Origin of the sequence: Pseudoalteromonas sp., from assembly GCF_036960685.1 — a bacterium.
Taxonomy (GTDB): Bacteria; Pseudomonadota; Gammaproteobacteria; order Enterobacterales; family Alteromonadaceae; genus Pseudoalteromonas.
This window is the reverse complement of record NZ_JBALXK010000028.1, coordinates 28,396-54,515: the sequence shown is the minus strand read 5'-3', so window position 1 is coordinate 54,515 and position 26,120 is coordinate 28,396. Positions and strand designations below refer to the sequence as shown.

Genomic DNA, 26,120 nt, shown 5'->3' with positions numbered 1-26,120 from the left:
CAAGTGCTAATAAACTGTATTGTTTCTGCTTGTTAGATAAACTTGAAAATACGCTAATCATAAGTAAGTTCGCTCAAAAGCTTATTGTCGGTGACTTAATGTTAATGGCTGAAAGCTGTGCTTTGATCTCATTTTCAATAGCGGATAATTGTTGCTGTTCAGTCGCCTCTGACAGTGATAGATCATCGATAAAAAAACAACTCACATGCAAGCTGTCATGTGTTTTTTTTAGATTAACGGCATGGGTTAAGTGACTAAAACCAGTACACTGATCTTTTATATTTTCACAAGCAATAGTTAGAGCTTTACGAAGTGCTTTGTCCAATTGCTTTTCTGTTTTAGTCATTTTTTTCTGCGTGCTCAGTTGTTCTGCTCTTTTTATATTCGTCGTAGCTATCTTGCTGGCGCTTTACGCACTCATGGTACTCTTTATCTGCCATGTAACTACATTCTCCTAGTCGGGCAGATTGAATTTCGTGATATCGCGCATCGGTACTACAAGCGGTTAAGAAAAGTGCTATCACAGCACCGATGACATATTTTAGCTTATTAAAAAGCATTAAAAATTCCTTACATTTTTAACTGGAAAAGTAATTCATCCTTGGCGATTTTACTGTATATTGCAGACGTTTTATATCACTAACCGTTAAGGGCTCATTATGATGTTGTCGCAGTTACAAGAGCTGTTCCAGCGTATCGATAAAAGTAAAATATTTCAATCATTTGTTATTGCCGTTATTGTTGTCTCAGCACTGACCGTTGGTGCGCATACCTATTCATTACACCCAACTGTAGAGTTTGCGTTGCATTGGATGGATGTTGGCATCACCGTGTTTTTCTTAATCGAACTTATTATTCGCTATGTAGCAAGTAAGGGCATTAAAGACTTTTTTAGCAAAGGCTGGAATATTTTTGATTTCATTATCGTTGTAGGTAGCTTATACCCAGCTGCGGGATCAACCATATTTATTGCTCGCCTGTTGCGTATATTCCGTGTACTACGATTAGTGTCAATGATCCCTGAACTGCGTTTATTAGTAAACTCATTGCTCAAAGCGATACCGCAAATGGGTTATATCGCCTTATTAATGTTTGTGATCTTTTATATTTATGCCGCTACAGGCAGTATGTTATTTGCAGATATAAACCAAGTACTATGGGGTGATGTATCAATCTCAATGCTAACGCTATTTAGAATTGCGACCTTTGAAGATTGGACCGACGTAATGTATGAAACCATGGCGGTCTATAAACTGAGCTGGATTTATTACCTGACGTTTATATTCCTAACCGCCTTTGTGTTTTTAAATATGATGGTCGGCGCAATTCTTGAAGTAATGTCAGAAGAGCATCGCAATGCCCGAGAAGAGCAAGCAGATGTAGACTCTTTGCCTGCAACCCAAGGACAAGTTAATGAGCTCAAGGCACAAGTTGCAGAGCTTACACAACTGATAAAAAATCAACGCTCATAGTAAAAAATAGGCCAGCTTAGCTGGCCTCCTATTAATTACACTTTAAATTTTCCTACCAACTCAGTTAATACTGACGAAAGTCGATTCATTTTATCACCATTTTCGTGTGTCGCATTCGCAATATCACTAACATCATCGGCAACATGTTTTATCTCAGTAACATTACGGTTGATGTCTTCTGCAACATGTTGCTGCTCTTCTGCAGCGGTCGCTATTTGTGTATTTAAATCACTGATAGTTGCAATCGATGTGGTGATCTCAGCAAACTGTTGTTGTGCTGAGTGCGATAACTCCACCGTTTTATGGGTGCTTTCAAGGCTGCGATTCATTTCACTAGACACTTGCGCAGACATACTACGTAGCTTATCAAGTTGTGATGCAATCTCTTGCGTTGATTCAGCAGTACGTTGCGACAATGCGCGTACTTCATCGGCTACAACAGCAAAGCCTCTGCCATGCTCTCCTGCTCGCGCTGCTTCTATTGCAGCATTGAGCGCCAGTAAATTTGTTTGCTCTGAAATACCGCGAATAACATTCAAAATAGACATGATGTTTTCACTTTCAGCGTCAAGTTGCGAAATATCAGCACTGGCTTTAGTGATCACCACTGAGAGTTGTTCAACACTTTGCACCGTTTGTGTGATCACCGATTGACCAAGCTCTGACGCTTGTTGTGTTCGCATTGCAAGATCCGCCGCATTAGCACAGCTTGCCGACACTTCATTGGCGGTCGCGGCCATTTCGTTAATTGCTGTGGCAGCCATTTCCAGTGCTTGCTGCTGCTGTGAGGTCGCCCCTGTTAACTGCCCTGCTTGTGAAGAGGTCTGCTGCGATGCATCAGAGACATCTTTAGCGCACTCGTTGATTTGCGTAACCAGCTCCGCAATCAGATTTAAAAATAAATTAAAACTATTAGCAAGTTTTGCCGTTTCATCTTTGGTTTTGATCACTAATCGCTTGGTTAAATCACCGCCACCTTGCGAAATTTCAGTTAGGCCATCGCTCACTTCAACGATTGGACCGGCAATTAATTTAGAGATGTAACTGGCAATCGCGATAAAAACCACAATCAACAATAGGCTGAGCCCCAAAATGGTCCATGTCATCGTGTTAACGGGTCCCATCACTTCTGATTTTTCAACCAAGGCAATGTATTTCCAGCCAAGTTTATTCGAGCTGAAAATATTTACTAAATAAACGGTGTCATTTAAATTAAGTTCAAATTGGCCATCGCGGTTATTTGCCAATACTTTGTATGTGCCATTTGCAACTTCACCTAACTGTTTAAAGCGATAATTGTCGTGTTTAGGGTCAACTAAAATATTGCCACTGTCTTCTGCCAGCATCAGATAACCGGTTTCGCCAAGTTTTATATTTGCGATAATATCGGTAAGTCCTTGCAAAGACACATCCATGCCCTGCACACCCACTATTTGCCCGTTATTTTTAATTGCTTTGACTGTTGAGACAATGACAGTGTCATCTATTTCCCAATAATAGGCGTTGGTGCGAATAGCATTGCCATTGGCTTGCTTAGCAGCCGTGTACCAAGGTCTTTGGCGAGGATCATACTTGGCATTTACTTCCCCCTCTGGCCACTGAATATAGCCGCCTTGCTCATTGCCCATATAAATATAAGCAAGCCCAGAGTGAGTTTCACCAAAGTGATTAAATAGGTGATAAGCATTAGCTTCCGTGCTAGTGCCTTGAGTATGCATAAGCTGCGTAGCTGAATTCGATGAAACATAGGTTTTGACATCTTTTTGTGCGGATACAACATCAGGATGAGAGGCTAAAAAGTCGACGTTTTTTTCAATTTCAGAGAAAAACATCTGCATAGCATTATCAACTTGACTTGCTTCGCGGTCGCTGAGCATTTCAAAGTTATCGAGTGCTTGATTTCGAGTTTGAGTAATAACCAGTGAAGCAATAATTAATAGTGGTAACACGATTGCTAACGCAAACGACAACTTAAGTTTTCTTGAAATATTCATTCAGTACGCCCCAACTTTTTTATTAATATAGGCGCGAAAAGCATTGCCAGCAAGTAAATGATTTCAAAACCACTAAAATCCTTAAACCCCCTTCGGATCAGGTATTTGTGATGTGCTTACAGTCGCCGAGTAAAATAACTTTGTAGCGGTGCAGTTACCAAGCTAAGACAGCCAATCAATAAAAAAGCACTAAACGCAATCGCATTCAGTGCTTTTATAAATTTAAAGCAGTTTTATGGACGCTATAAACTCATAACACCCGCTTTAATAATCAAAAAATCTTAACCTTGGCCGTCAACAATAATACGCAACATTCTGCGAAGTGGCTCTGCAGCACCCCATAATAACTGATCGCCAACGGTAAAAGCACTAATATATTTAGGCCCCATCGCTAATTTACGAATACGCCCTACTGGAATACTTAATGTGCCTGTCACTTTAACCGGTGTTAAATCTGTAGCTGTAATATCACGCTCATTCGGGATCACTTTAACCCACTCATTGTGTGACGCTAAAATTTGTTCAATTTTCTCAACGCTGATATCTTCACGAAGCTTAATGGTCATCGCTTGTGAGTGACAACGCATTGCACCGATACGAACACATAAACCATCAATAGGCACAGGCTGTTTTGATGAACCTAAAATTTTATTCGCTTCTACTTGCGCTTTCCATTCTTCTTTAGATTGGCCTGATGGCATTGGCACATCAATCCAAGGAATTAAACTCCCTGCCAGTGGCACGCCAAATTGATCTTGTGGTAAATCGCTTGATGCAATTTGCTGCGTGACGAGTTTATCAATTTCTAAAATAGCCGCTTGTGGATCGGCTAATTTGTCAGCCACACTTGCGTGGATAGAGCCCATTTGCGCGATCAGCTCTTTCATATTGCGAGCACCGGCACCTGAGGCTGCTTGATAAGTCATTGGGCTTACCCACTCAATCAAATCTTGCTCAAATAAACCACCCAGCGCTAATAACATCAATGAAACTGTGCAGTTACCACCCACATACGTTTTAACGCCTTGCTCAAGGCCTTGTTCAATCACATCTTTATTGACAGGGTCAAGTACAATAATACTGTCGCCGCTCATACGAAGAGCAGACGCTGCATCAATCCAGTAACCGTCCCAGCCTGCTTCACGTAATTGTGGGTACACAGCTTTGGTGTAATCCCCACCTTGACAAGTAATGATGATGTCCATTTTTGCCAGTGAGTCAAAATCCATTGCATCTAGTAATGGCTTTGCAGGACCTGCTAAATCTGGGCCAAGCTGACCTGTTTGCGAGGTGGTAAAAAAAGTGGTGTCGATATGAGCAAAATCATTTTCTTGTTGCATACGCTCTAGTAATACAGAGCCAACCATGCCCCGCCATCCGACTAATCCTACTTTTTTCATTGTTTGTTCCACTGTTTGAGTCATAAGAAATACCTAATTCATTAAAAATTAAAATTCATTGCGTGAGATTTAATTTTTAGAACAGTTAATCTAGCACCCTATACCCTGCAAAACTAGTCAATAACAGCTAACTTAAAATTATTTCATATGCTTTTTTTAATTCTGAAATTAATAACGGCACAAAAAAAGCCCTACACAAGGTAGGGCAATTATTGTAAGTTTTTATATTCGCCTTCCTAGGCTAAATTGACTTAAAACTGATATTTGTACTCAACAGAGAACTCAGTCCCTTTTTCTTTTGAGCGAGTTAGCGTACCAGCAGATTCAATTTCTGATTTTTGCCCCAAAATATTAAGCACTTTAAACTTAATACTTGAGTTAAAATCAGGGTAGTAAGTATAATTCAAGTCAACTGAGTGGAATGGCTGTTCCATCCAATCATCTTGTCCTTCTATACCAGGGATAATAATACGCTCACCAAATACGTTATAAACCAATGTTGCAGCATGTTCACCTGATGGTGCATCATAGCCAAGCTGCATATTCACAACATATTTAGAGTGTCCCGTTAAACGACGTTTAGTATTCGTGATCGCCGCAGATACACCAGTTTGATCGACTATGGCTTGGCGGTCTAGGTTTATCTCAGAGTCACTTAGTGTAACATTACCGCTCATAAATACATCTTGCCAAAAACCACCTAAGAAAGCGAAATCTTTAAGATAATCAAACTCCACACCTGCAACATAGCCATCTTCGGCATTGGCAATACGTACAAGTGGCGGTCCATCTTGAGAAGGAGATTGCACCGACTCAATTGGATCGATCATGTCTTTATAAAACAGACCAACGGAGAAGTTTTCACCGGTATCAAAGTAGTTTTCCCAGCGGAAATCGTAATTTTTGATTTGCGTTGTACGCAGTCCAGGCGTACCGCCAACAGGATATTCAGTTAACGGATCAATGTAAGTTGATTCAGATATCTCACGTAAATCAGGACGTACAACCGTTTCACCATAGCTTAAACGCCATTGTGTTTGGTCGTCCTGAATATAAGTGAATGCAAGCGCACCGTAAATATCATCTTCTTGAAACGCTAAGTTACCTAAATCATCATAATCGATTGAAGGATCTAAGCCACCAGTAAACGGGTCAAGTGGCACTGACACTTGCCTGAAATCTTCCCAACGTAAGCCACCTGTCACACGCCATTTATTATTGAAGAAAAAATCAGCTTCAAAATAATAAGCATCTGTTTTTTGTGCTGAGCGGTAATCATCACCTGCAAACGTTGTATCATTAAGTATGGGTAGATTTAGTTCTGCGTTAGCTATTGCATCATCAGAAAGAATCGTATTCAGCTCATTGCCATTTAAATCAAGGTCTTTAAATGCGCGAGTGTTTATGTCAAAGCGACGATTCGAAGCCGAGCGCTCTTTAGAGACATAATCTGCACCTGATTTTAATTCTATATCCACACCATCTAACATGATTGGGAAGGTAAAATTAAACCCGTAGTTTTCTACTTCATCATTAAGATCTTGGAATGTATAACGAGCAGCCGTTGTGGCATTGGTTAATGCGATTTCATTAACTAAATCATAATTACCATCTTCGTTTGCATCATTAACAATGAACCGCGTCTGCATATTTCCTGGCGCATAACGGTTTGAGCGGCCGTTTGAATATTTCCAATCAAAACCTGCATAGTTGAGAAAATCGAATGTATGCATGCCTTTGATTTGGTTTACTATTAACTCTCTCTCCTCATATCTTACATCGTAAGAACGAATACGCTTATTATCAGACTGGTTATTATTTTCATCAATACCTAGACGATCACGAATTTTATCTTCGGTGTCGCGTAAAATCAGCGTACTTAGGTCAATGCGATGAGCATTATTATACTCAATACCAAAGTTTACCATTCCAGACATTTTCACATTATGCTCAGTGGCAATGATTTTATCGTAACCACGCACCATAGCAGCACTGTTCTCACCTAAACGGAAGTCTTCGCCTTGGTACTCTTCGCCAACAAAATATTTGTTATCATAGCTAACCGCTGATAAAAAGCCGTAACGCCAATCACCTGACTCAAAACTATTACCCAGTGTTGCTGTAAACTTAGTATTGGGGTTTACACTTGTTGTTTGCGGGTCATAATCACGGTTTAAATCAAGTGCTAAAACACGACTTTGCTCTGGTGTGAGATCATCTAATGATTGCCCAGAGTTATAAATATCCATGATTGAATCTGGTATTTCACGGGTGCCATCATCAACACCATACCAGTCGTTCGACCCGCCATTGTACTCAATGCCATCATCAAAGTTATTGGTGTTATAACCAAGCTGACCTGATACATCAAAAACAAATTGGTCTGGAATGCTTTTTAAGCGTATATCCACATTACCACCACCAAAAGAGGCTGGCATAGAAGGAGAATAAGACTTTTGCACAGACAAACTTTCAATAATTCCTGATGGAAATAAATCAAGCGGGATCACTGAGCGGGTCGGATCAGGACTTGGCACTGCTGCACCATTTAACTGAGTACTTGAATAGCGCTCACCTAAACCACGTACATAAATAAATTTACCATCGACTAAAGTTAAACCCGTTACACGGCGTAACGCAGATGCCGCATCACTATCGCCACTACGAGATATTTGGTCAGCACCCATAATATCGGCAACAAATGCTTGTTGTTTTCGCTCTTCAAGCACGGCTGTTGCAGTGCCTTTTAAACGACTTGCGCTAACCACAACCTCCTCAAGTACAGCCTCATCTTCGGCTTCAGCAGCATGTGCTGAAACGCTTAAACTACATAAAATTGCTGCGGAAAGTGTGGATAAGCAAAACTTTTTAGAAAACTGTTTCATGTTTACCTCTATCTGAAATAAGTTACAGAAAGTGTTAAAAAAGGTGCTAGTACTACGTGCTAGCACCCATTCTTACTGTGTTATTCCAGACCTACTGTCCAGCCAGCTGTCCAGTCATTATCACTCGATACAGCACCAATGTGTGATGTAGTATCGAAGAAGCTATCTACAGCGTTTACATCTGTAGGAGTTGTTGTATCAATAGTATAGATACCATTAACTACGTCAGTTTGTCCTGATGCGACTAAGTTACCTAACGTCGCTGTCCACCAGTTTTCTACGCTAAAATCAACACCACTTGGGTCTTTGAAGTTCTCAGAACAGGCGATAACCGATGACTTAATCATTAAGGTGCCATCTTGTGCATTTTTAACTGTTTCACTTTCAGTAAATATTGGTGCACCATTTTCATCTAATGGAATACCTTCAATCTCTAGACACTCACCCATGCCTACTGGGCCTGTTACAATCGTGTTATAGATTTGCGCACCCGTTCCCTCACGGAAGTACATGCCTTCACCGTCGTCTTCACCTTTAAAGGTATTACCAATAATGGTTAAGTTAGCAATCATTGGATTTGATTTAGGCATTTTAGATGGTGTTTTACCGTCATTATCGGCTTCTATACCACGGTTAGCATCTGAGTTATCTGCAGCTTGCTTAACAAGGATGTGCTGAAGCTTACCTTGGAAACCATTATCCCAATCGATGCTGTCATCTTGAATACTCGTTAGCACAAGGTATTTAGCTTGAACATTACCACCAAAGAACTCAACACCGTCATCAGCGTTTTGATGCACTTGTAAATACTCTACAGTAGTACCAGAACCTACAGCACCAAACGTAATACCGTTAATTTCATTACCAGGTGACAGTAAGTAGCCGCCATTCATAACGCGAACATATCGTAATGTACCAGAGTTATCAGCTGTGTCAGTACCACCAAAAACAGCACCGGATTCAACACCTTCAACTTGTAGCGCACACTCGCCTGTTTCTGGACATTTATTAGATGGAGCATTACCTAATAGGACTAAACCGCCCCATTGACCTGCTGCCGTTGCTTGACCAGCAACATCTTGACTTGAAGTAAATGAAATAGGCTTATCTTTAGTACCGTTGGCTTCAATTTTAGAGCCACGGCTAATGACAATATAATCTTTACCGTTACGGCCATAAACAGTAACGCCAGGCTCAACAGTTAAAGTTGCAGAGTCAGCATTATCATTACCAACGAAAACAGCGCCATCAACTGCGTATAAGTTACCCGCTGTTAATGTTAAGTCTGACGTTATACGGCCAGATATTTCACATGTTGTCGTTACGTTATCCGCTGGTGAAATGGAAGTCGTACCTGCAGGACAACCAGCAACTGCAGGAGGTGCTGTCACTTCGCCACCACCATAACCAAATGCCCAACCTTCACGCCAATCGTCAGAATCATTTAAAGCACCAACAAAATCAACGGTATCAAAGAATGCATCAACAGTATTTGCAACATCTTGACCAGCACCTAACAAAGGAGAACCCGCAATTGGTTGACCATTAACACCTAGCATTGGCTTGTCGTTAATAACGTTGCCTGGTTGACTAGTAAACCACGTTTCAAGTTCTAGCAACGTAGAACCATCTGCACCTTTCGGATTTTTGAAGTTTTCGCCATTGGTACAAGACATAAAAGTGTTTTGCATCAAAATTGTGCCATCATTAGCATTATTAACGGTTTCGCTGTCTGAGAATAATGCATCTCCGTTATCATCCAGCGCAATACCTTCTATTTCTAAGCACTCGCCCATTTCATCAGAACCGGTGATCACAGTATTATACAAATGCAATCCAGTACCTTCACGTAAGTAGATGCCTTCAGCTTCGTCTTCACCTTTAAAGTTATTACCAATAATGGTTAAGTTAGAAATGATAGGTAATGATTTAGGTTCTTTTGAAGGCGTTTTTCCGTCATTATCAGCTTCAATACCGCGGTTAGCGTCCGTTGAGTTTTTATCTTGCTCAACATACACAAACTGCATTTTACCTTGGTAGCCGTTATCCCAATCGATACTGTCATCGTCGATGCTCGTTAAAACAACATGTTTTAAGTTTACTGCACCACCAAAGAACTCAACACCATCATCAGAGTTATTATGTACTTGTAAGTAATCAACGGTTGTGCCAGAACCTACGGCACCAAAAGTAATACCGTTTAGCTCATTACCCGTTGATAGTTCATAACCGGCGTTTTTAACAACAACATATTTTAAAGTACCAGAGCTATCCGCATTATCAGTACCACCAAATACGGCACCAGCTTCAACACCTTCAACTTGCAGTGCGCAATCACCTTCAGCTGGGCATTTATTTGAAATACCATTACCTAGTAAAACCATGCCGCCCCATTGACCAGCAGCCGTTGCTTCACCCATTACATCTTGTTTTGATGTAAAGATAATTGGATCGTTTTTAGTCCCTGTTGCTTCAATTTTTGAATCACGACTTACTACTAAGTAGTCTGAACCATTATTACCAAATACCACAGCACCAGGTTCAATTGTAAGGGTTGCACTGTCTGCTTTATCTTTACCAACAAACACTGCACCATCAAGTGCCCAGAAAGCATCTGTTGTTAATGTAATATCTTCAGTAATTTCACCAGAAAGCACTTGAACGGTCACATCACGTCCTAAAGCAGTAGAAACTTCAGTAGAAAGACTTTGGCTATATTCACCTGGAAGATCAGTTGTCACTGGTGGTGTAGTTGGATCCGTAGGTGTAGGTGGTGTTACTGTTTCTTCAACATTAATGTTAATATCACCACCGCCACAACCAGCGAGTGTAATTGCAGAAGCCAAAAGGCTGACCTTAAATAAACCAGATAATTTCATTGTTCACTCCGTTAAGATATTTAATTATTTTATTAGCGCATTAAGTAAAAACCCAAGTCACGTTAAAACACGAAAGTCATGCTTTAAGGTCACTTGAGTTTTTCAACGAGCACTACCTTACGGGAGCTGTGTGACAATACAGTTACACTTTAATAAACATAAAATGACAATGTAATTTAATTAAATAACAATTTGTTAGGATAAATTACCACGAAAAAAACCGCCCTAAGGCGGTTTTGGTGTTGCGATTATAAAACGTGTTTTGTAATCAAACTGGGAGGGTTAAATTACAATAATTGCGGTGGCAAATTATAACAATGCTGTGCGTAATGTTTCCGCGTGTAACTTTTCACGCTTCACATATTTGATCCATTGTTCAGCCAATCGCTGCGATTTCTTATGCTTTTCTGCTTGCTCAAACGCTAAAATAGAGGCATCAAAATTTTGCATGCTGTACTGCGCCATGCCTAAAGCAACGTACGCATTTGACTCAAAATCGAGTGAGCCTTTATCAAGCGCTGTTCGGGCTGCATCAGCGGCATCTTCAAATTGCTCTAAGTTAACAAGTACTTCAGCCATACGTTGATCGTACTTACCGTGATCCGAAAGCTCTGCCGCTTTAGCAAAGTATGTAACTGATTTATTATCTTCTTTGGCTTGGACCATGGCTTCTGCGATGAATGCATAATTCTTCGCAGACTTTTCAGCAACGCCTGATTCAATCGCTTTACTCATCACATCAGCCGCTTTAAACGCTAAACCGTTGTATAAGTAAACTTGGGCAAGTTGACGTAAATCTGATTTTGACGTTAAAAAACCTTGCTGGTAAGCGGCTTCAAGTACGGCTAGTTGTTGTTTTTCTTTACCCGTTTCACCGTACATACCGCCAAGTTGCACCCAATATTCTGGCTTATTGTAAAGCTTTACCATGCGTTCAAGTACCGCAACTACATTGTCAGTTTGATTAAGTGAGTAGTACATGGCGCGTTGCAACACTAACCAGTTTTCTTTTGGCACCTTGCCTTCACTATCACTTTGGGCAATCGCTAAGTTAATATTATCAATGCCTTTTTGGTAATCTTTTAACTGATAATATGCCTGCGATTTAAGTACATAATAGGCATCAGTTTTAGGCTTAGTATTAATTGCATCCCACTTAGCTAAGAAATCAATTACCTTATTGTAATCACTGTTTGCCATCGCTAATTGCGCTAAGCTAAAAGTAGTGCTTAAACGTAACGTTTCAGGAATACCTTCTTCTGCTATCACCTTTTCAAATGATGCAATTGCTTTAGGCAAATCATTTTCGTTGTAATAAATAAAGCCATAAAAATTATGCATCATGGCGATTTCATAGGAGTTCATACTCGAAGAGCGGTCGTTAATACTATCTAGCGCTTCAAGTCCCGCTTTGGCATCACCATCGTCCGCTAACTTTTGTGCACGCGCTAGTTGGCTGTATACTTTTTCACGTAGTGCAGGCACTTTAGTGGTTTTTTGCTCTTGTGCGTAAACGCTCGCAAGCGTGACTCCTGGTAACATGGAGACTAAACTTGGCAGCGCAACACTGGCTCCTATCGCAAAAGTACACACTAATGCTGTTTTTAATAATTTCATAATCGCAATCCTCTGTTTCTAGCCGTTAATTTGGAAAGAAATTTTGTTCTGTACACCCGCAACTTCAACCGCTTCACCATCGATCACGCGTGGTTTATATTTAAATTTAAGTGCCGCATCCATAGCTGCTTGATCAAACAATGATTCAGGTTCAGCTTTTATAACTTTTGCGTCACGGACTGTACCTTGCTTGGTTACTGTGAACTCAACAATCACATATCCTTCGATTCCACGTGATAATGCTCTGCGCGGATAAACTGGAGCCACTTTAACAATCGGTAAATATTCACCGTCGCTTGAATCAAGTGCTAACCCGCCACTGAGACTGACATCTGCATCTACACTGGCACCAAAGTCAAAATTAGACGCTGCTGCATTAGGATCACTGTTTTGCATTTGCGGTGATTCCATTGGCGGTGGCGGCTCTTTTGGTGTTGGTGGCTTTTGCGGTTTACGTTCTTTCTTTTGTACTGTTTCTTCTTTTTTCAGGCGTACAAAATCAAGCACATTACCTTTGGCAGGCTCTGTCATCGCTCCTTCACCGCCGGTGATCAGCGCCTGCATGCCTAAAAACAGCATAAAGGTGACAACACCGGCTACTATTAATGCTACTAAATAACGCATTGTTAACCCTTACGCTTCTTGAGCCGCAATAGACACATCAAACACACCAGCAGCGCGCGCAGCATCCATTACTTTAATTAAGGTGTCTGTAGTGGCTTTTTTATCCGCTTGAATAACCACACTACCTTGTGGATTTTCAGCTTTTAATCGCTCAATATTCGCCTGTACTGCACGTACATCAATTTGACGTTTGTTGATCCAGATTTCACCTTTGTCAGATATTGCCACTAAAATATTAGCGCGTTCTTTTTTGACCGCGGTTGCCGCTTCCGGGCGATTAACGTCGATGCCAGCTTCTTTTACGAAAGAGGCAGTTACAATAAAGAAGATAAGCATGATGAAAACAACATCAAGCATAGGTGTCATGTTTATTTCTTCAGCTTCATCTTCTTGAAAAAGGCTTCCTAATGGGGCTCTCATTTTATTCTCCTACGGTATGTGACTTGCGCCACATACTCAAAATTGTTGTTTTAATGATCCAAAACCATACTGTCTTCAAGTAAAGCAACTTCACGTTTTGCTTTACGCTGTAAGTAGGTTGAAGCAAATACGCCTGATAACGCACCGACCATACCGGCCATAGTTGGAATAGTCGCTTTTGATACTCCTGATGCCATTGAACGCGCACTGCCAGTTCCAGTAATTGCCATCACATCAAATACTTCTATCATCCCTGTTACCGTGCCGAGTAGACCAAGCAAAGGGCATAAAGCAACCATCACATTGATCAGCGCTAAATTGCTATTTAGCTTCATCCCAGCGCGAGAAATCGTCGCTTGGCGGATTTGCTCTGCATTCCAGCTGTTGCGCTCAATACGAGAAGTCCAGCTACTTTTCACTGCATGTTTGTAACTACGAAAACCATTAAAGAAATAAATAAATCGCTCGAGTATCAATAACCACATCGCGAAGATTAACACTCCGATGACCAATAAAACTTGGCCACCGGTGTCGAGAAAATCACGGATAGCATTGATTGAGTCAATCAATAGCACCATGGGTTACGCTCCCTTTTCGCTACGCTCAGCGATAATACCCGCGCTTTGCTCTTGTAAAATAAGCAGTAAGTTTTTTGAACGAGTATTAAGTAAGGTGTATAAAAATACCGTAGGGATTGCCACAACCAGACCCAGTACCGTAGTAACAAGTGCTTGTGAAATACCACCCGCCATTAATTTCGGGTCACCTGTACCAAACAAAGTAATTGCTTGGAAGGTATTGATCATACCGGTAACAGTACCCAGTAGACCGAGCAACGGTGCTACCACTGAGATAATTTTGATAAGCGTTAAGTTGCGGGTGATTTTTGGCATTTCACGTAAGATTGCTTCGCTTAATTTAAGCTCAAGTGTGTCATAAGCAACATCAGGATATTGATCTTTAACTTTCATTACACGACCCAATGGGTTGTCATCACGCGGCACTGAGTCTTTTAGTTGGCGACGAATTTTGCCACCCATCAACATCAGTGAAATAAAACGCTCAATTGCGATAAGTAATGCCAGTAAACCAACACCTAAAATCACGTAACCAACTGCACCACCTTGATGAACTTGCTCTGTGGTATCAGGAGCTTGAACTAATAAACCAAGGATTGAACCACCCGTTGGGTCAAGTGCGAATTGCACCGTACCTGAACTTGCCTGTTGTAAATCACTGGCTGTTGACGTGTAACGACCAACAGGTTGGCGAGTAAGTTCACTAATTGTGTTTGTTGTGGTGTTGTACTCAAGGTATTTACCTTGTGAAATTAGGTTAAACGCACCAACGCGAACTACTTCCTGCTTAGCTTTGTTACCGCCTTCAACAATAACATCGGTAGTAAAGCGTGATACTTTGCCTTGCTCAGTCATTTCACGTTGTAATTCAAACCACACTTTCTCGATGTCTTCAATTGACGCAAGTTGTGATGTTGAACCCATTTTTTGAGCCAAATCATCCATAAATGCGCCACGCCCAGGTAACTGTGCAGATACCACTGAGGTAGCAAATTTATTACTAGAGTCGCCTGCTACTTGTTGCAGCACACCAAACAACTCTTTTAATGAGCCCATGCGCTTTGATAAAGTATCAGTAAGGTTAGCCAGTTTGATTTCATTTTCTTCAAATTGGGTTTCTAGACGTTCAGACTCACCCAGCATTTGATTGCGTTTAGCTTGCGTGTCTTTTAAGGTCTGTACTTGCTCATTTTGACGAGCGGCAAATTCTTGCTCACGTTGTTTATTTTGAGCAGATTGCGCTGATTTGCCTTGCTCAAGTGTTTTTAATAGTGAGTCTAAATCCATTGCATCTGCAGCAACGCTATTACCAACAAAGCCCAGAGTGGCGCTTAATAAAGCAATTTTGGTCATTTTTGTGAAAAGTTTCATTTTAACCTCTTATTCCGCAGCGTGTACTGGCAGTGTTAACATATCTGGGGCAAGTTGCTTACGTGCAATACGTAAACCTTTACTAATTTGGCTGATGGTTGAATCATCAAGGGCAACAAACTGTTTGCTAGTTGCATCCCATGTGCCTGCTTGTTTACCATCACGAGTAAGGTAAATTAGCTCTAAACGACCAATGCGTAAAAAGTCTACTTCACGCTCTTTACCATCAACATCTAATAACGCGGTATACGCTTCGATAGTGCGGCCGTAATCAACTTCAACTTGATATGCTTCTAAAACACGGCGGAATTTTTCACTTGAATTGATGTCAGCACGATTCATCATGTCTTTTAATGAGGCGATGCGCTTTTCACGCTCGTCAGTTAAAAATGGCACATCAAGCGCTACAAATTGCTCAAGGCCTGTGATCATGCGTAACATTAATGGGGTAATTTGACGCTCAATAATAGAAACCTGATCCATTGATTGGTTAATAGCTTCCATTTCACTGATTTGATTACTAAGCTGTTTGCTTAGTTGCGCGTTATAAACAGTTAAACCATCAATTTCTTTATTGAGAGTTTTAAACTGCTGTAAACGCCCCTGCATTGAATCTGCAATCTTGTCTATTTTTGTTTGTGATTGCGCAGCTGATTGATTAATTTCACTGCTTTTATCGATAACCTTATTTAGATCATTTGCTTGCACTGTCGCACTCATGGCTACAATACTAGCTAATATCAATGGTTTAACGCCTTTCATCGCATACACCTTTACTCGTTAAATTAGCGGATTTGCTAGTTGCTTAATATCAATGAACGAGATTCTATAGATGAAAAATGACAAAGGTGTTGCGCTAAAAAGTCTGTTTTATGACAAAGGCAATAAATAACACCAATTGCAAAGCATAAGGCAGTGTTAGCTAGGTAAGTTGGCAGAGCTGAAAGTACTATCTGATAAGGTGATCAGGGGGATTTTTACAAGGCAAGTACACTACGAATGCGAGCTATAACCTGATCCGCATCAGTATAATTAACAGCAATAGCATAATACTGCTGGTTATGTAGCAACACTAATGAGGGAAAGCCTTGCACCGGGAGCTGTTGCACATACATCAGCTCTTGTTGAAATAACTGTTCAAGCTGTGCGCTTTGCAACAAAGTTGAAAATGCGGCACTGTCGATATCCAGTTGCTGTGCAAAACGTACCAGCGTACTTATATCGGAAGGATTTTGTGCCTGCAAGTAATAGCCCTGTTGAATGGCGTCAAGCATTGCTTGTTCTTTATTATAGTGTCGCGCGGCGATCACAGCCCTACAAGCAGGGTATGTACTACGACGAGGCTGACAGCGTGTCCAAAAATCAAAATTAAACTCAGCCCCCGTTGCAGCAGCAATACGCCGCCAAGTTTGCTGTAAAAAGAGTTGCATATCTTCCGGCATTGGCTGATCTGAATCGCCTGCAAGTCCACCCACCTTGAGAATAATCTCAAGTTCGGCTGACAGCGCAGCATGAATCGTTTGCCAACATTCTTTAAAACCCCAGCACCAACTACACATAGGGTCGTAAACATAGATAAGCTGAGTCTTATTATTCATCTTTAGCCTTAATTATTACCTGCAACAACTTTGTTTTGCCTTCGCGTTTGCCATGATGAAAGCGCGGCGCTGCTTCTCTGTACTGCATCTCTGTACTGCTATTCTGCACAGTAAGCACTTTCAATATGTATTAACTTTAGCCAACTGGGTTGGCTAGTTTTTAGTTCTGGCATCCGTTGTCTTATCTATTTAGAACTATTACTACAGACTGTTACTACACAGACCTTATACTTTAAAGCGTAGTACCATTTTCTCAAGTTCATCAAATTGTTGTTTTAGGCGCGTACATTCTGCCAAGGTATTATTTAAATTTAGCTGACCCTGTTGTGATAGCTCACTTATTGTATGAATATCATTATCTAATGATTGAATAACCTCATTCTGCTCTGTTGTAGCATTGGCAACACTGTGGTTTACATCATCAATCGCTTTAATTGCAGTTGTCACTGCCGCCATTTTATCACCGGCTACATGGGCTTGTTTTACGCTATTGTCGCTCTCTACTAAACTGTCTTTCATCACCTTAACAGCACTGGCTGAGCCTTGTTGCAATTGGCTTACTGTGTTTTCAATCTCTTGTGTTGATTGTTGAGTCCGATGAGCCAGTTGCCTTACTTCATCCGCAACAACAGCAAACCCACGCCCTGCTTCACCAGCGCGGGCAGCTTCAATTGCCGCATTTAGTGCAAGTAAATTAGTTTGTTCACTGACCCCTTTGATCACCTCAAGTACCTGACCAATACTTGCCGAGTGCTCAGCGACATGACTAATGATGTCCTGTGCTTGGCGCATATTTTTAGAAAGCACACCGATGGCATTAATATTATCGTTTAACGAGCCTTGGCTTTGCTCCGACTGAGTGTTTGCATCGGTTGCAAGCGTGGATGCATGGCTCGCGCTGCTGGAAATTTCCACTGCACTGGATGACAATTGATTTATGGCGGTAGCGACACTGTCTGTACGTTTTGTTTGATCGCTGTACATACTTAATGTTGATTGAGTTTGCTCAACTAAACTTTCCACTGAACGCTCTAGTTCCACGGTAGTGGTTTTAACCTGGTCGATAGAGGTGTGAATTTTATCTATAAAAGCATTAAAATAGCGTGATAGCTCACCAAATTCGTCATCATTTTCAATGTCTAAACGACGAGTTAAATCCCCTTCACCTTGCGCAATGTCTTTAATTGCGTCGTTTAAACGCTGCATAGGGCGCATTAAATAGCGCAGTGAATATTGCATCATGAAAATAGTCGCAACAATCCCCAGCAGCATGTAAATTGCTGCCATGTTTCGAAATGAAGCAACCGATGAAAACGCAATATCCTTGTTGATCACAACCCCTAAGTACCAATCAACATTTTCAATGCCTTTAATGCGTGTAAATGACACCAAATGATCGTCATTGTTAAATTCAAGCTCAACGAACTCAGGATTTAATGGCAAACTTTTACCAAACAAACTAGCCATGTTTTGATCATTAAAATCTGTATTAGGGTGGCTTAAGATACGGCCATTACTGTCGAGTAAAAACCCATACCCAAACCCTAAAAAATCAATCTCATTAACTATTTTAGTGATTGTTTCCATATCAATATCAGCCCCCGCAACACCACTAAAACTGCCATTATTTAAAATCGGCGCGACCGCAGAGATAGTCAGTTCATTGGTGGTTACATCAATATAAGGGGTGGTAAAAGCTGTGGTGGTTTTGTTTTCAACTAATTTATACCAAGGCCGGGTTGTTGCATCGTAATCGGCAGGTAGCACCACAGTTTGGTCATTAAGTACAAATGTACCATCGGGCTTACCTATATAAGTATTTTTGAAGTGCCCCGCCATTTCGGCAGTATTAAGCTGGCTTAGGGTTAATACCTTGGTATCGTTTTGTTGATGGGTTTTAGCCACCGATTTGACGATAGCCAGTTTGTTGTTGAGCCAATTTGCGATATTTTGAGAAACGGATTGCGAGCTTTCTTGCAATACTAAAGACAATTGTTGCTGTGTTTGCGCACGCATTGAAATAAAGTTATTTATAGTAAATAACCCCAATACCAACACAAGTACAACTGACGCTGCAATGGTTACCTTAGTGGTAAATTTAAGCGAGCTTTGCATGACATACCTATTTTTTATTATTGTTAGCAAGTTACTTTTAGCAAAAATAAGGCTCTTTGTCTTATTTATTCGGTAATAGTCGCTATTTTACGGACAAAAACACGACAAAAGTATGATAAAAACATCTGGTAATTATTGACTAAAAACACAAATTGCTCATACACACATAACCGGCAACCAATTTGGATCGTTCCTATATATTTTTTGCATTAGGTTTGTGAATACGTATTCAATAGTAAATAGGTAATGTCACACTATTTTACTTTTAAAGATGTGAAATGAACGTATTGAAACGCGGATGCAAAGAACACAATACTATTGAGTAGAGCAAAAAAATGCACTTACAGGCTGTAAGTGCATTTTTCGGGTATCATCATTAACAGAACTAAATTTACTTAATTACTTGTTGCCATTTGTCAGTAAGCTTCACAACATTCAATCCATACCAAGCGATAAAAATGTAACATAATGCAGGTACGATAAAGCTGATCTGAATATTCACAACATCAGCAACAACGCCTTGAATTAACGGTATTAGCGCGCCACCAACGATGGCCAAACACAACCAGCCTGAGCCTTTACTCGTTAATGCGCCAAGACCGGCAATCGCCACTGAGAAAATAGTCGGGAATAATATAGAGTTAAATAAGCCAATCGACAGTACCGCATATAATGCGAAATTACCTTGCGTGAAAATAGTCACTAGCAGTAAAACAATGACTGCAATCGCGTTAAATGCAATGGCTTTTGAAGGCGCTATTTTTTGTAACAAGGCTGAACCGATAAACCGCCCTACCATTGCTCCACCCCAGTAATAGGCAATTAAAGCAGCGGCTGCGTGCTCTTCTAAACCAGCAATGTGTGCCTCACCAAAAAAGTTAACTAAAAAACTGCCGATGGCCACTTCACCACCTACATAACAAAAAATCCCCACAACCCCCATTACTAAATGTGGTGCTTGGGTTAATGAGTGGCCTTTGGTTTTACAATCTACTTCTTCTTTATGCGATTTTATTTCCGGTAGTTTTAAAAAGGCAAACACCACTGCAATGGTTAACAGCGCAGCAGCTAAAATTAAATAAGGGATTTTTACTGACTCTGCCGTCGCCGCCGAAGCCGTTAAAGAGCCTGCAGCACCAAAGAATAAAATGCCACCAACATAAGGACCAATAGTTGTTCCCAATGAGTTAAGTGCTTGTGCTAGGTTTAAGCGTGACGATGCCGTTTTCTCAGGACCCAGTGCAGCAACATAAGGATTAGCAGATACCTGCAATACAGTTATACCACCAGCAAGTACAAATAATGCGGTTAAAAACAGCCAATATTCATGTACAACCACTGCAGGGTAAAACAACATACAGCCTATTGATGCGACGATCAGACCGCTAAGCACGCCATTTTTATAACCAAATTTATTGACCAACATACCAGCAGGTAATGACACAATAAAATAAGCACCAAAGAAGCAAAACTGCACCAACATTGCCTCTGTGTAACTTAAATCAAACACCCCTTTTAGGCGTGGGATCAATACATCATTTAAAACAGTAATAAATCCCCAGAGAAAAAACAGGGTCGTCATTGCGGTTAAAGGTAACAGGTAATTTTTATTTTGCTGCGACTGTTCGGTGACAAAGCTTTTATTTATATTTATTTCACTCACGTGATTTTCACTCCATTAACAAGTTGCAATTGATTTTACACAGTCTAAAAAGAAGATCACATATTATTACTTGGAACGTTCCACAATATAATTACATTTAATACTCACTAACAGTTTATTATTTCTCTTTTCTGCAAGCTGCTAAATGGTTGCTATAATTTAATTCTGCCAACTGTGTTTTGAGATAGGAACTCGTATGAAGCAAAAATTACTTGCCCCGATGATTGGATTAGTCTGTGTATTTAGTAGTCATAGTTATGCTGAGCAGTGGCAGTTTAAAGTTGAACCCTATTTGATGGTAACGAGTATCGATGGAGACTCAACTATTGGCACAGTCGACGCGCCATTAGCCGTCGATTTTGACACGATTTTAAACAACCTAGACAGCGCTTTTATGCTGCGATTTGAAGCTTTTCATCAATCTAATTGGGGAGTAATGGCTGACTGGGCATATATGGATTTAAGTAAGTCGCACCAACAAGCAAAGCTTGGTGTACTTAATGCGCGAGTTAGGCAAGGAGTTTTGGAAGTCGCCGTTGCTTATAAACAATCAAGTCCAAGTGTGGGCGAATGGATAAACTACGTAGGCTTGCGCCGCTGGGATAACACTTATCAATTCAAGCTTGATCCAAATAATTTTCCGCAAACCTCGTTAGTTGATAGAGATGAAGACTGGATAGATATTATTCTTGGTTTTAAAATCGATAAACCGATCAATAGCAACTGGCTGTTTTCCTCATCAGGGGATGTTGGTGGGTTTGGTCTTGCCGCTAAATTAACTGGTAGCCTAAAACTTGGGGTAAGTTACCATTTAAATGAAGAGTGGGATGTATCCTTGTTATACAAAGGGACATATGTTGACTACAACACTGGGGATGAAGGCGATAGCAGTTACTTTAGCTACAAAACCATCACCCATGGCCCTATTTTAAGTGCCAGCTATCAGTTTTAAAGGCACTGTGTTAAGGGTAATAGAAGCAAAAAGTGTTAAGGCACTTTTTGCCATTTCATTTTATTATTGGTGTCACGACTTTGAATTATCGTGGTGTCCGAACTTGCCACACCACCGAGTTTTGCTAAGCGGTCATAAAGTACCACGTTACAAGTGGCGGCTAAATTCATACAACCTATGGTTGGAATATACACCACTTCGTCGCACCAGTTCAGGACATCTTTACTGATAGAGCCATCTTCAGGACCCAAAATATAAAATGCGTTTTCTGGATGAACAAACTCAGGTAACGGCGTCGCTCCTTCAATTAATTCGATGACCACCACCGTTGCTCCATCAGGTTTAGCTTTTGCCAGATCATCGACGCTGGTTAAAGGAATTCGTTGTAATGCATTTTTAGTGTCTGTATGAAACTTTTTAGCATTTAAATACCGCGTTCCGGTGAAGAACACTTGCTGTGCGCCATAACAACCTGCGGCTCTTAACACGCCACCAACATTTGTCGGGCTTTTTGGATTAATAAGCCCAATTGTTGCAACTAAATCTGTCATTAATCACAATCCTTCATAGGCCACTGCGCAACATACAAGTCAAAGTCATCAAAATCTACGTCGCAATCTTTTACTGTTTTACCTTGCACAGAAATATCCAGTTGATGCATTTTCTCTTTACTGCCGTTATTAAGCAGCGGATGCCAAGAAGCTAGCCCGCGCCCTTCATGTAAGCGACGATAGCTACAACTTGGTGGCATAAAGAAAATACTCGCCAAGTTTTCTTTGGTTAATTTGACACAACTTGGCACCAGAGTTTGACGATTTTCATAATCACTACAGCCACAGCTTTGATCATCCAAATACTGGCAAGCTATACTGGTAAACAGTAACTCTTCACCTTCTCGCAGTTGTTCGGTTACTGTAAAGTCGTCGTCATCATCGCTATCGATTAACGTATTTAAACAGCATTTTCCGCAGCCATCACAAATCGCTTCCCATTCATTTTGTGACATTTGCTCAAGTGATTTTTCAAGCCAAAATTGCTTTTCTAACATAGTAAAACTCAGCGCCCCATTGAGCGCGCATTTTAGCGTAATCAACAACTGCGCGCAAAGCCCAATAGCTTTACACGCAGTTTTAGTGGTTTATTGCTGCTTTTCAACCCAACGTTTTATTTTTGCTTCTATAATTGGCATTGGCAGTGCACCATCAATCAGTATTTGCGTATGAAATTCTTTAATATCGAATTTATCGCCCAACACTTGTTTGCAGTAATCGCGCAGTTCTTGAATTTTAAATTGCCCTAACTTGTAAGACAATGCTTGCCCAGGCCAAGCAATATAGCGCTCAACTTCAGCGACCACATCAGAAACGGCCATTGATGAATTCGCTAGCATGTAATCAATACCCTGCTGACGAGTCCAACCTTTGGCATGAAAACCGGTATCAAGTACCAAACGCATGGCACGTAATTGCTCATCAGATAAACGGCCATACCACATATACGGATCGGTAAATAAACCCAGCTCTTTACCTAAGCTTTCTGCATATAAAGCCCACCCTTCGGCAAATACCGTATAACCACCAAATTTACGAAATTCAGGAAGTGATTCAACCTCTTGCTGCAAAGCAATTTGAAAGTGATGTCCTGGCGCTGCTTCATGAATAGATAAAGTTTCCAGTAAAAATTTAGGCTGCGCTTTTAAATTGAAGGTATTGATATAAAAAATACCCGGTCGCGAGCCATCCGGCGCCGGTGCTTGGTAAGATGCCCCAGCAGCTGACTCAGCACGAAAGTCTTCTACTGCCTTTACTACATAATCAGCTTTAGGCACTATGTTAAATAATTTAGGTACGCGAGCATCGATTTTTGTTTTCACTGCTTCATAAGCGGCGATTAACTGCTCTGGCGTATCAAAATAAAATTCATCTGAATCACGTAAATGGTTAAAAAACGCTGTTAAGTCACCTTTAAAGCCAACGGTCTCTTTTACTGCTTTCATTTCGTTTAAGATGCGTGACACTTCTTGCAAACCAATCTCGTGAATTTCATCAGCAGATAAGCTCAACGTGGTGTTTTGCTTTATTTGGTATTCATACCACGCCTTACCATTAGGCAGGTCACTGTAACCGACAGAGTCACGGCTATTAGGGATATACGTCGTGGCTAAAAACTCACTCATTTTTGCATAAGCAGGGACTAATTTGTCCTTAATGAGCGCACTATACTGCTGAGTGAGTTGTTGCTTTTGCTCAGTGCTAAAATTAGCTGGCAGCTGCTTTATCGGGCTGTAAAAAAGAGATTGCTCGGCACTGTTAACAACATGCGCCTGAAACTGCGGTAATAATTTTTCAGCCAGTGGTTTAGGTAATACCACCCCTTGCTTTATGCCTTGGCGCATTGCCTCTTGTACAGATGATAACCATGTCACAAATCCCTCAGCTCGGCTGATGAAATTTTCGTAATCTTGAAAAGTCACAAATGGTTGTGCGCTTTGTGCTGAGCCTAAACCGGCTAAATCATTATGCGCTCCAGACATTTGATTAATAGGAAGTAAATAACTTGGAAATTGAAAGCCTTCGATTGTCAGGGCTAAATCTCGTTCGAGTATTTCGTAACTCAATAACGCTTGCCCCGTTAATTGCTGTTTATCTATATTAGCTAAACGTTGTTGATATGCTTTATAAAAAGCCTGTTGTGTGGCTTTGTTTTGCTCACTGATCGGAGCTATAAATTGATTGTTATACTTACTGTAACCAATATACGTAGCAAACAGTGGGGAAAATTGCAGTGACTCAACAAAATACTGCTCTACCAATGTGTTTAGTTGTTGGTTTGCGCTTTGTGACGCTTGCGTAGTTACTGCTGATTGCTTAAGTTCATTGTTATTAGTTGTATTCGAACATCCAGCTAATGCGCTGATCACGCCTGCAACAAGCATGGTTAACTTAAATTTATTCATGATTTTCCCTGAGTGTAAGTATTAACAACGATTATGCGACGTTACCTAAGCTAAATAAAGAAAATGCGATAGTCAGCGCGTTTTGTTTACAGCCGAAAAACTGCTTGCTACATTGCCATATTAAATAATCAAAAATTAGAAAATAAATGAATAAATTATCATTGTCCGCCGCAATCAGCGTGCTGCTTGCCAGTGCTTTTAGTGCTCAGGCAACAACTTACCTTTCAGCTAAAGCGATGCTTGATGTTAATAATGGCAAACTAATTAATGCCCCACTTATTCAAATTGATGAAGGGATTATCACTAAGATATCTGAAGGTGCAGCACCACAGTTACAAACGGGTGATCAACATATTGAGCTACCTGAACTAACCCTTGTGCCGGGCTTAATGGATATGCATGTGCATTTAACTAGCGATCCGACCGTACCGCGCAGTGAACGCATTGGTCAATCAGTGCCACGCAAAGCAATTAAAGCAGCCTACTTTGCCGAAAAAACACTGATGGCTGGTTTTACCACATTACGTAACGTGGGTGCCGAAGGTTATAGCGTGATTGCAGTACGTGACGGCATTAATGCTGGTGATATTGTTGGCCCACGAATTTGGGCTGCGGGTCCATCGCTTGGGGTAACGGGTGGCCATTGTGACAATAATCGCCTACCACCGGAAATGAAATATACTGCAGAAGGCGTTGCCAATGGCCCTTGGGCAGTGCGCGAAAAAGTCCGTGAAAACATCAAATACGGTGCCAATGTTATTAAGTTTTGTGCTACAGGTGGCGTGTTCTCAAAAGGTACGAAAGTCGGTATTCAACAATATAGCCAAGACGAAATGAACGCGATTGTTGATGAAGCCCATATGCGTGGCTTAACTGTTGCAGCTCATGCACATGGCACCAGTGGGATTAAAGCGGCGATTGTCGCCGGTGTAGATAGTGTTGAGCATGTAAGTTTTGTTGACGATGAAGCGATTAAGCTGGCAAAAAAACATGGTACCTGGTTTTCAATGGATATTTATAATACCGAATATACGTTAACCTATGGCGAGCAAAATGGCGTTGCTGAAGAAAACCTCGCAAAAGAGCGCCAAGTTTCTAAAAAGCAACGTGATAGCTTTAGCCGCGCAGTAAAAGCTGGCGTAAATATGGTGTTTGGTACTGATGCGGCTATTTATCCTCATGGCGATAATGCCAAGCAGTTTTCGAGAATGGTTGAGTTTGGCATGACGCCACTACAGGCAATTCAAGCAGCAACGATCAATGGCGCTAAGCTGCTAAAAGTTGAAAACCAACTAGGGCAAATTAAAACAGGTTTTGCAGCAGATATCATTGCCGTTAAAGGCAACCCATTACAAGATATTTCTCTTTTAGAGAATGTTGAATTCGTAATGAAAGCGGGAACAAAGTATAAATAATTAATAGCTGGGGGCGTAATGCCCCCTCACTCATTTTAAGTAGTTACAACACGTCAATGTAAATCAGCAGAAAACAGGAAGTAACAAATTTGCATAAATAAAAATAATTTGCCCGTTCTAGGTAATTAACACTTGAAATACAAATGCAACACATTATCATTGCGAAAAACAATTCAATGAT

21 protein-coding genes are annotated in these 26,120 nt (G+C 40.8%); 3 read left to right on the top strand and 18 right to left on the bottom strand.

Annotation, left to right across the window (positions count from 1 at the left end; all coding sequences use genetic code 11):
- Positions 1-73: 73 nt before the first annotated feature.
- Together V7783_RS18460 and V7783_RS18455 are read right to left on the bottom strand one after the other, a co-directional pair.
- Positions 74-346 carry a hypothetical protein gene (locus V7783_RS18460; RefSeq protein WP_335679966.1) on the bottom strand — a complete coding sequence of 91 codons (273 nt, stop codon included), beginning with the start codon at positions 344-346 and terminating at the stop codon, positions 74-76.
- The gene (locus V7783_RS18455) at positions 339-560 is read right to left on the bottom strand and encodes a hypothetical protein (RefSeq protein ID WP_064664900.1); all 222 of its coding nucleotides are present in this window, start codon (positions 558-560) and stop codon (positions 339-341) included. Before V7783_RS18455 ends, V7783_RS18460 begins: the two co-directional genes overlap by 8 nt.
- A gap of 102 nt (positions 561-662) precedes the next feature.
- Between V7783_RS18455 and V7783_RS18450 the strand changes: the two genes are divergently transcribed.
- On the top strand, positions 663-1,472 hold the full coding sequence (locus V7783_RS18450) for an ion transporter (RefSeq protein WP_335679968.1): 810 nt from the start codon (positions 663-665) through the stop codon (positions 1,470-1,472).
- A 35-nt stretch (positions 1,473-1,507) separates the two neighbouring features.
- Here the strand turns inward: V7783_RS18450 and V7783_RS18445 are convergent, their stop codons facing one another.
- The 13 genes from V7783_RS18445 to V7783_RS18385 form a co-directional block, all read right to left on the bottom strand.
- Complete coding sequence (locus tag V7783_RS18445) at positions 1,508-3,466, bottom strand: methyl-accepting chemotaxis protein (protein ID WP_335679965.1); 1,959 nt, start codon at positions 3,464-3,466, stop codon at positions 1,508-1,510.
- Positions 3,467-3,747: 281 nt separating this feature from the next.
- Positions 3,748-4,890, bottom strand: coding sequence for an aspartate-semialdehyde dehydrogenase (gene asd / locus V7783_RS18440; RefSeq protein WP_335679964.1), 1,143 nt, complete (start codon positions 4,888-4,890; stop codon positions 3,748-3,750).
- Between the two features lie 227 nt (positions 4,891-5,117).
- The gene (locus V7783_RS18435; RefSeq protein WP_335679963.1) at positions 5,118-7,751 is read right to left on the bottom strand and encodes a TonB-dependent receptor domain-containing protein; all 2,634 of its coding nucleotides are present in this window, start codon (positions 7,749-7,751) and stop codon (positions 5,118-5,120) included.
- Positions 7,752-7,831: 80 nt separating this feature from the next.
- Entirely contained in the window at positions 7,832-10,630 is a 2,799-nt protein-coding gene (locus V7783_RS18430; protein ID WP_335679962.1) for a hypothetical protein, read from the bottom strand.
- A 309-nt stretch (positions 10,631-10,939) separates the two neighbouring features.
- A complete protein-coding gene (locus V7783_RS18425) occupies positions 10,940-12,247 on the bottom strand; it encodes a tetratricopeptide repeat protein (protein WP_335679961.1) in 1,308 nt (435 codons plus the stop codon).
- A gap of 18 nt (positions 12,248-12,265) precedes the next feature.
- Complete coding sequence (locus V7783_RS18420; protein ID WP_283709268.1) at positions 12,266-12,871, bottom strand: energy transducer TonB; 606 nt, start codon at positions 12,869-12,871, stop codon at positions 12,266-12,268.
- Between the two features lie 9 nt (positions 12,872-12,880).
- Positions 12,881-13,291 (bottom strand): ExbD/TolR family protein, encoded by a 411-nt coding sequence (locus V7783_RS18415; RefSeq protein WP_064664908.1) that lies wholly within the window; start codon positions 13,289-13,291, stop codon positions 12,881-12,883.
- Positions 13,292-13,341: 50 nt separating this feature from the next.
- Positions 13,342-13,869 (bottom strand): MotA/TolQ/ExbB proton channel family protein, encoded by a 528-nt coding sequence (locus V7783_RS18410; RefSeq protein ID WP_182717242.1) that lies wholly within the window; start codon positions 13,867-13,869, stop codon positions 13,342-13,344.
- Positions 13,870-13,872: 3 nt separating this feature from the next.
- Entirely contained in the window at positions 13,873-15,240 is a 1,368-nt protein-coding gene (locus V7783_RS18405) for a MotA/TolQ/ExbB proton channel family protein (protein ID WP_335679960.1), read from the bottom strand.
- A 9-nt stretch (positions 15,241-15,249) separates the two neighbouring features.
- The gene (locus V7783_RS18400) at positions 15,250-16,002 is read right to left on the bottom strand and encodes a DUF3450 domain-containing protein (protein ID WP_335679959.1); all 753 of its coding nucleotides are present in this window, start codon (positions 16,000-16,002) and stop codon (positions 15,250-15,252) included.
- 215 nt (positions 16,003-16,217) lie between these two features.
- Positions 16,218-16,838 (bottom strand): DsbA family protein, encoded by a 621-nt coding sequence (locus V7783_RS18395; protein WP_335679958.1) that lies wholly within the window; start codon positions 16,836-16,838, stop codon positions 16,218-16,220.
- Between the two features lie 225 nt (positions 16,839-17,063).
- Complete coding sequence (locus tag V7783_RS18390) at positions 17,064-18,953, bottom strand: methyl-accepting chemotaxis protein (RefSeq protein ID WP_335679957.1); 1,890 nt, start codon at positions 18,951-18,953, stop codon at positions 17,064-17,066.
- A gap of 391 nt (positions 18,954-19,344) precedes the next feature.
- The gene (locus tag V7783_RS18385) at positions 19,345-20,616 is read right to left on the bottom strand and encodes a sugar MFS transporter (RefSeq protein WP_335679956.1); all 1,272 of its coding nucleotides are present in this window, start codon (positions 20,614-20,616) and stop codon (positions 19,345-19,347) included.
- 196 nt (positions 20,617-20,812) lie between these two features.
- Between V7783_RS18385 and V7783_RS18380 the strand changes: the two genes are divergently transcribed.
- Positions 20,813-21,568: a hypothetical protein gene (locus V7783_RS18380; protein WP_335679955.1), complete on the top strand. Its 756-nt coding sequence runs from the start codon at positions 20,813-20,815 to the stop codon at positions 21,566-21,568.
- 35 nt (positions 21,569-21,603) lie between these two features.
- On the opposite strand, the gene V7783_RS18375 is transcribed toward V7783_RS18380, so the two are convergent.
- The 3 genes from V7783_RS18375 to V7783_RS18365 form a co-directional block, all read right to left on the bottom strand.
- A complete protein-coding gene (locus V7783_RS18375; protein WP_335679954.1) occupies positions 21,604-22,119 on the bottom strand; it encodes an RNA methyltransferase in 516 nt (171 codons plus the stop codon).
- Positions 22,119-22,616, bottom strand: coding sequence for a YcgN family cysteine cluster protein (locus V7783_RS18370; RefSeq protein WP_335679953.1), 498 nt, complete (start codon positions 22,614-22,616; stop codon positions 22,119-22,121). The genes V7783_RS18375 and V7783_RS18370 overlap by 1 nt, the downstream gene beginning before the upstream one ends.
- Positions 22,617-22,706: 90 nt before the next feature.
- Positions 22,707-24,524 (bottom strand): DUF885 domain-containing protein, encoded by a 1,818-nt coding sequence (locus tag V7783_RS18365; protein WP_335679952.1) that lies wholly within the window; start codon positions 24,522-24,524, stop codon positions 22,707-22,709.
- Between the two features lie 146 nt (positions 24,525-24,670).
- Here V7783_RS18365 and V7783_RS18360 point away from each other — a divergent pair, with 146 nt between their 5' ends.
- Positions 24,671-25,939, top strand: coding sequence for a Xaa-Pro dipeptidase (locus tag V7783_RS18360; protein WP_335679951.1), 1,269 nt, complete (start codon positions 24,671-24,673; stop codon positions 25,937-25,939).
- Positions 25,940-26,120 lie beyond the last annotated feature (181 nt).

What these genes read in the sequence shown, in the direction of transcription:
- asd (WP_335679964.1), bottom strand. Translation starts at nt 4,890, where the DNA reads ATGACTCAAACAGTGGAACAAACAATGAAAAAAGTAGGATTAGTCGGA.
- V7783_RS18410 (WP_182717242.1), bottom strand. Translation starts at nt 13,869, where the DNA reads ATGGTGCTATTGATTGACTCAATCAATGCTATCCGTGATTTTCTCGAC.
- V7783_RS18445 (WP_335679965.1), bottom strand. Translation starts at nt 3,466, where the DNA reads ATGAATATTTCAAGAAAACTTAAGTTGTCGTTTGCGTTAGCAATCGTG.
- V7783_RS18365 (WP_335679952.1), bottom strand. Translation starts at nt 24,524, where the DNA reads ATGAATAAATTTAAGTTAACCATGCTTGTTGCAGGCGTGATCAGCGCA.
- V7783_RS18395 (WP_335679958.1), bottom strand. Translation starts at nt 16,838, where the DNA reads ATGAATAATAAGACTCAGCTTATCTATGTTTACGACCCTATGTGTAGT.
- V7783_RS18405 (WP_335679960.1), bottom strand. Translation starts at nt 15,240, where the DNA reads ATGAAACTTTTCACAAAAATGACCAAAATTGCTTTATTAAGCGCCACT.
- V7783_RS18380 (WP_335679955.1), top strand. Translation starts at nt 20,813, where the DNA reads ATGAAGCAAAAATTACTTGCCCCGATGATTGGATTAGTCTGTGTATTT.
- V7783_RS18455 (WP_064664900.1), bottom strand. Translation starts at nt 560, where the DNA reads ATGCTTTTTAATAAGCTAAAATATGTCATCGGTGCTGTGATAGCACTT.
- V7783_RS18425 (WP_335679961.1), bottom strand. Translation starts at nt 12,247, where the DNA reads ATGAAATTATTAAAAACAGCATTAGTGTGTACTTTTGCGATAGGAGCC.
- V7783_RS18370 (WP_335679953.1), bottom strand. Translation starts at nt 22,616, where the DNA reads ATGTTAGAAAAGCAATTTTGGCTTGAAAAATCACTTGAGCAAATGTCA.
- V7783_RS18400 (WP_335679959.1), bottom strand. Translation starts at nt 16,002, where the DNA reads ATGAAAGGCGTTAAACCATTGATATTAGCTAGTATTGTAGCCATGAGT.
- V7783_RS18390 (WP_335679957.1), bottom strand. Translation starts at nt 18,953, where the DNA reads ATGCAAAGCTCGCTTAAATTTACCACTAAGGTAACCATTGCAGCGTCA.
- V7783_RS18450 (WP_335679968.1), top strand. Translation starts at nt 663, where the DNA reads ATGTTGTCGCAGTTACAAGAGCTGTTCCAGCGTATCGATAAAAGTAAA.
- V7783_RS18435 (WP_335679963.1), bottom strand. Translation starts at nt 7,751, where the DNA reads ATGAAACAGTTTTCTAAAAAGTTTTGCTTATCCACACTTTCCGCAGCA.
- V7783_RS18360 (WP_335679951.1), top strand. Translation starts at nt 24,671, where the DNA reads ATGAATAAATTATCATTGTCCGCCGCAATCAGCGTGCTGCTTGCCAGT.
- V7783_RS18430 (WP_335679962.1), bottom strand. Translation starts at nt 10,630, where the DNA reads ATGAAATTATCTGGTTTATTTAAGGTCAGCCTTTTGGCTTCTGCAATT.
- V7783_RS18415 (WP_064664908.1), bottom strand. Translation starts at nt 13,291, where the DNA reads ATGAGAGCCCCATTAGGAAGCCTTTTTCAAGAAGATGAAGCTGAAGAA.
- V7783_RS18460 (WP_335679966.1), bottom strand. Translation starts at nt 346, where the DNA reads ATGACTAAAACAGAAAAGCAATTGGACAAAGCACTTCGTAAAGCTCTA.
- V7783_RS18420 (WP_283709268.1), bottom strand. Translation starts at nt 12,871, where the DNA reads ATGCGTTATTTAGTAGCATTAATAGTAGCCGGTGTTGTCACCTTTATG.
- V7783_RS18375 (WP_335679954.1), bottom strand. Translation starts at nt 22,119, where the DNA reads ATGACAGATTTAGTTGCAACAATTGGGCTTATTAATCCAAAAAGCCCG.